The organism is Nostoc sp. (assembly GCF_054880495.1).
The window spans coordinates 1-5,467 of sequence record NZ_JBTYKD010000260.1 but is presented as its reverse complement, the minus strand read 5'-3'; the positions used below and the strand labels follow the sequence as shown (position 1 = coordinate 5,467).

Sequence of the window (5,467 nt, the reverse complement as noted above, 5' to 3'; positions counted from 1 at the left end):
TTTAAGCAGTTAACTAGACAATCACCGTAATTAACTAGCAGCAAGGTAAACAACTGAGAGAGGTTATCGATTCCAGTCGCTTCTAAAATTTCTTCGGCTTTGGGTTTGTATTTCGGATTAAGAACAATTCTTGTTTGCGTCATTGGCATTACATTACTCCTGATAAGCCATTGCAATGATGTTGAACAACTGCGGCGATGGGGCAATCTTAAAGCGATCTCCAGAAGTTGCACAGATAGGGGCGGCGATATCTGCACTCCCGCCTACAATCAAGACTTCTCCCAACTCTGGTAGGTGTTGCGCCCACTTCGAGCGAATTTCTCTCCGGGCTGACTCTACCCACTGGTCACAGGCTTTTTCAAAGATGGAGGAGAAATCAAGTTTGTCTGTCCCGTAGAGGCAATCACCACGAGCGATCGCGTCCATGATGCCCTGTAAACTGGGGCTGTAATCGAGAGAATAGACTTCTTTCATCTCTACCGCTACTTGTTGAGCGAGTGCCTTGGTTCCGGGTAGAATCACCTCCGCATCATGGATCATGGTTCCGTTCGGCGTGTAAATTCGGGCTATAGCCGTGCCTCCCCCTAAATCCCAAATCGCGTTCTTCGCATCTGGGAAGCTGAAAAATCCTTGATTTAAGGCGTAGTGGAATGCTGGCTCAGTCTCATCAACTGGGACAACTTCACCCACGGTATAGGTGATGTATTCACCATTGCGTTTAAATTCTTTGGTCAGTGGGTGGTTAGCAATTCGCTTCACTGCGGCTACATCGTCATCGTTGAGAGTATTGGGCAGTGCCACAATCATCTGCTGGATGTGTACGGCTGTTTGTCCGGGATTTGGCTGGATTGCCGCTAGTGCCAGGATAGATGCTAATTGGCATTTGTCTGTTTGAAAGGTAGGCTCACCACCTAGTTCTTGAGCTAATCGCCCAATTACAAAGCGTTTACCATCAATTTCAATTAATACTGACTGGTCATCGGGCTTGAGCCGCTTCCACTGGTATTCACTGACTTCTTTCACGACACTAAGCAGACATTGCACTTCGTTTTTGGGGTCAATCCATTTCACAAAACGGTTGCCGCCGTCAAAAACTACTCGCGGTCTTATCTGTCCGTGCTGTGGACTAATAAACCCATTACTCGGCGGATATTCGTAGCCGTAAGCTGGCTGGGTATATGCGTAATTCATGGTTCAGATAAAGAGTTTAATTCTTTGATTGATAAGCGTTTGCGGTTACTTTTACGCGTCTACTCAGTTCAGCTACCTATTTATCCTTGGTGTGGCTTTTCACGCGCTCTTTCATCCGTTTTGCGCTCATGTCTATAGATTAACACCTTTTATGGATTAAACCATTAACGGATTAATGGTTTTGCATATTAATAAGTTATAGATCCATGCGTAAGATAAAGTAATAATTATCTGATGGATTTATCCGGTAAACCGATATAAACTTTATGGAGACTGAGAAACAGTACTTAAGAACAAAGATCGATAAGAAGTTGCACAAGGAATTTAAAAAACTCTGTACTGACCTAGAGGTGACGATGGAGCAGGTTACGGGAGAATTAATAGAGAAGTGGGTGCAAGAGCAGCAACAAAAACAGAAAGGGTAAAAGCTACCGCCTCTTCCCTCAAAATAGTACATAATTATCAATATTTAGAATTTGTATACAGCTAATTCATTAAATTTGATACAACCCCAATCTTCAGAATGTCCGCTAAATAAGCAAAATTATATTTAATCCCACTACCATTAATATTATTGGTAGTGGGGTTTAACCTGTATTTTAACATTAGTTAAAACAATTCAAAAGCTTTTCTTGTCTGGACTTTAGGAGAATAAATAGATTATTTTATATTTGAAAGTGAAAAAATTACTATTTATTTTTGTGGAAGATCAATTATTATGAAATAAGACTATACCCTTAGTCCATCTTTTCTAAGTATTTTGTCACTCAATATACATAAGAAAAGAATGCCTCCCCAGGACTTAACTAGCGCTAACTAGTTGTTTAACAGTCCGAGAAGACACCCTTCGCAAAAATATTCAAATTTCTTTATAACCTAATGTTATCAGTTCCGATGACTTCCGACAACGGGTTATAGAGAAATTTGATTAAATTCTTGGTAAATCTTCAGGGGAGGTAAAGCCCACACAATTTACCTCACAAGGATTTCACAATGGTAGCCGTTTTAAAAGGACAAGAGACCGTTGGCCGCTCCGTTATGCCAGGGGCGTTCGCCTCCTTCGACATCCGAAATTTTCAAGATCAGCTAGAACCGTCCAAAGCTAAAAATAAGTTTATTTGTCCAGTTTGTGGCGGTAATGACTTATCTATCGTCCCAGAAACCGGGAAGTATCAATGCTTTAACGGCTGTGAGTGCAAACACGTTAGAGAGGCGATCAAACCTTGGGCTGAAGTTTTAGCAGAGAGGGCAGGGGCTAATTACACGACTTCCCCAAAAGCGAGAATACCCAAGCCCAAGAGAATCTTGCCCAAAAGTGCGCCAATTCCAGATGGTGAATTAGGTTTGGTGATGTTGACGGAGCCGGCAACAGATATTCCCCAACCTCAAAAATTAACGAGTAGACCACCCAAAGATGTTGAGGGCAGTGCCACCGAAACAATCTATCCTTACTCAGAATCGCAATGGATAGTTCGCTACCAGTGGTCAGATGCCAATAAGGAGAAAGGTTACAGCAAGACCTTTCGGCAATGGCATAGGCTTGCAGATGGCACACCCCAAATGAAAAAAGGCGATAAGCCTTGGGGAGCATATCGCATTGATGAAGCTCTAGCTGCTGCTAAATCAGTAAATGGAACCCCGGCACTACTCCAGCATGAGGGTGAGGGATGCGTAGAAGTTGGTCGGTCGCATGGTCTTGCTGGAATTACGTTTCAAGGCAGTGGATGGGATAAAAAGACTATCACGCCCGAATATCAACGCGCTAAAAATTCAGGCATAGGATTAATCGTTTTTCTGCATGACCCCGACGACGCTGGCTTGAAAAAACTCCAGACCTGCCAAGACTGTGCAGCCGAGGTAGGGATTGCATTTATTGGAATTAACCCTCACGACATCTGCCCCGATTTACCATATAAATCAAGTGACATCAAAGAAATCTTGGGGCAGATGGAAACACCAGAATTTATCCGCAGGCTAGAGCAGGAGATCCACGCGGCTGTAGCAGAGCGATCGCAACAGGCAGAGGTAAATACAACTAATCTTGGTGATACTCCAAATCATCTTGATCCTGTTGTCAGCTTTACCCAGCAAGCGTTTCAAACTCTCTATGCAGACAAGAATTGGATTTGCGCTGCGGATAAGCTCTACTATCATACGGGCAACCACTACAAACACTCTCCAGACTCCATAGAGCGCAGGCGAATTGCTAACTTCTGTAACTCCTTGGCAGTTGAAAACAAGCAGGGAATAATAACTTATCCCTATGCAACACCTGCCCATGTGAAGAAAGTTTTGGAATGGGCAAAGATGCGAGTAGAAATCGACCCGGAATTAATCAACCCACCGGGAGTTAATTGTACTAATGGGATAGTTAGACCTGTGTGGAAAGGGCGCAAGGTCACTGCACGACTAGACCCGCACACGCCCCAAGACTACTTTATTTATGAACCGTTGATTGAGTACAATCCAAACGCTGATAGTACAGATTGTGACCGTTTACTTGACTGCCTAGATAAACCCCAGCAACAAGTTCTTTTACGTAACCTTGCTGCTTCAATCGACATGGAAACTGTTAGGAAGCTCAGGGGAAGAGAGGTAAAAGCAATTCTAGCAGTTGGGCTTGGGTCTAATGGGAAAGATGCCCTTCGTGAGAGCGTATCTACTATTTATGGGGAGCAAGGCATAACTAGCATTTCTTTAGCCGACTTTCAATTTTACGACCAGGGCAGAAAATTCTATTTAGCTCCGTTGATGTATAGCAGGGTGAATTGGGCTTCAGAAAACCCACAAACATCTAGGATTGATAAAATTCAAAGTTTAAAGTTGTTTGTGACTGGTAACAAACTCCACTGCGAACACAAAGGTAAAGACCACATTGAGTTTACCCCTCAAGCCATAGGTCTTTTTAACTTGAATGAAACCCCATCGTTCCACGGAGCAACACAAGCAAGTGAGGACAGATTTGCAGTTGTGGAGTTTTTAAAAACATTCAAGAAAAATCCTGATCCAAATAACCCTCGTGAATTATTGGCTGATCCCCGCTTTGCTTACGATAAAGAATTCGTTCGTACAAAGGTAGCTCCCGCTTTCTTGAATAAAATGTTTCAGGCACTAAACGACCTGATTGAAGAGGGGATTGATTATGAATGTACAAGTGATGCTTTCCGTAACCTTCAGAAAGAAAATAATCATCTCTTTGAATTTATAGAAGCTGCCAACATCGGCTATGCATCCGACAAGGAAATGAGTGCAAAAGACTTATGGGCAAGGCTCGAACAGTACTATATTCAAACTGGCACATTGACTATAGAGCCTGAGAATAACCGTAGGACTTGGGTAGATCAGGTTCGCCCCAGTGATAAAAACGTGAAGGGCATCAACCAAGTCATCGCCAGAATTGCTCAACTCTTCCCCAAGGCTGTCAAATCAACTCGCTACTGCGACGTTGCAAAAAGAAATATCCCGGTTCTCAAAGGCATCGGGGTTATTGAGAATATCTTCCCAACTTTTGAGAATACCCGCACCACTTTCGAGTCAACCCGCACCACTTCCGCACCACTTTCCGCACCAGAAACAACGCAAAACCAGGACTTCCGCACCACCCGCACCACTTTTTCAGATTTTGAAAAAAACATTGAGGAAAAACCAAATGATGAAACGCAAATAGATTTATTTTCACCACCAATGAAAAAAGATGATTATCCCCCCCAAAGTGGTGCGGGTAGTGCGGAACCCTTGCAAAATAAGGAAAACTACTGCGGTAAGTCCTGCGGAAGTGGTGCGGGAGAACTAGGAAGTGGTGCGGGTATGCCAATTGAGCATGAGGCAGTGACCACCACGACAATTACATCCGACACTGCTCTGGTTGAAACTGGGAACGATAACTGCTATTCACTGTTGCAAATTGAAAAAGACGGCGGAGATATTGCTGGGTTTGTTGGTTGTCAGGTCGAAGTCAGAGCAGGTAATCGTAGTGTCAAGTTTGCTGGCGAGATTGTTGACTGCAACGTGAGAAACGGAATTGTCACTGTGATGACCGAGCAAGGCAACCGAGATGCATATTTCAGTGAAGCATTTGTGATTGACTAGATAAAACTGAGTCAACTTTCCGAATTTGGGAGTATGCCAAAAATTTTAATGCCAGCGAGTTGCCTTGCATCTAGCTTTGCTATGGGTCATTTACCCGGATTTCTCACAAACTCAGAAAAAAGCGGAGCTTTAAACTGCTAAAATGTTTATATGACAAGCATTTCAGCAGTTTTAACCGATGAATCGA

Annotated in this window: 2 protein-coding genes; one reads left to right on the top strand and one right to left on the bottom strand. The window is 43.3% G+C overall.

Going from position 1 to position 5,467, the window contains the following annotated elements; translation table 11 throughout:
- Positions 1 to 153: 153 nt before the first annotated feature.
- Entirely contained in the window at positions 154 to 1,191 is a 1,038-nt protein-coding gene (locus tag ACYTXL_RS23900) for a ParM/StbA family protein (RefSeq protein ID WP_461926903.1), read from the bottom strand.
- A 993-nt stretch (positions 1,192 to 2,184) separates the two neighbouring features.
- Here ACYTXL_RS23900 and ACYTXL_RS23895 point away from each other — a divergent pair.
- On the top strand, positions 2,185 to 5,280 hold the full coding sequence (locus ACYTXL_RS23895) for a DUF5906 domain-containing protein (RefSeq protein ID WP_461926902.1): 3,096 nt from the start codon (positions 2,185 to 2,187) through the stop codon (positions 5,278 to 5,280).
- Positions 5,281 to 5,467: the final 187 nt, after the last annotated feature.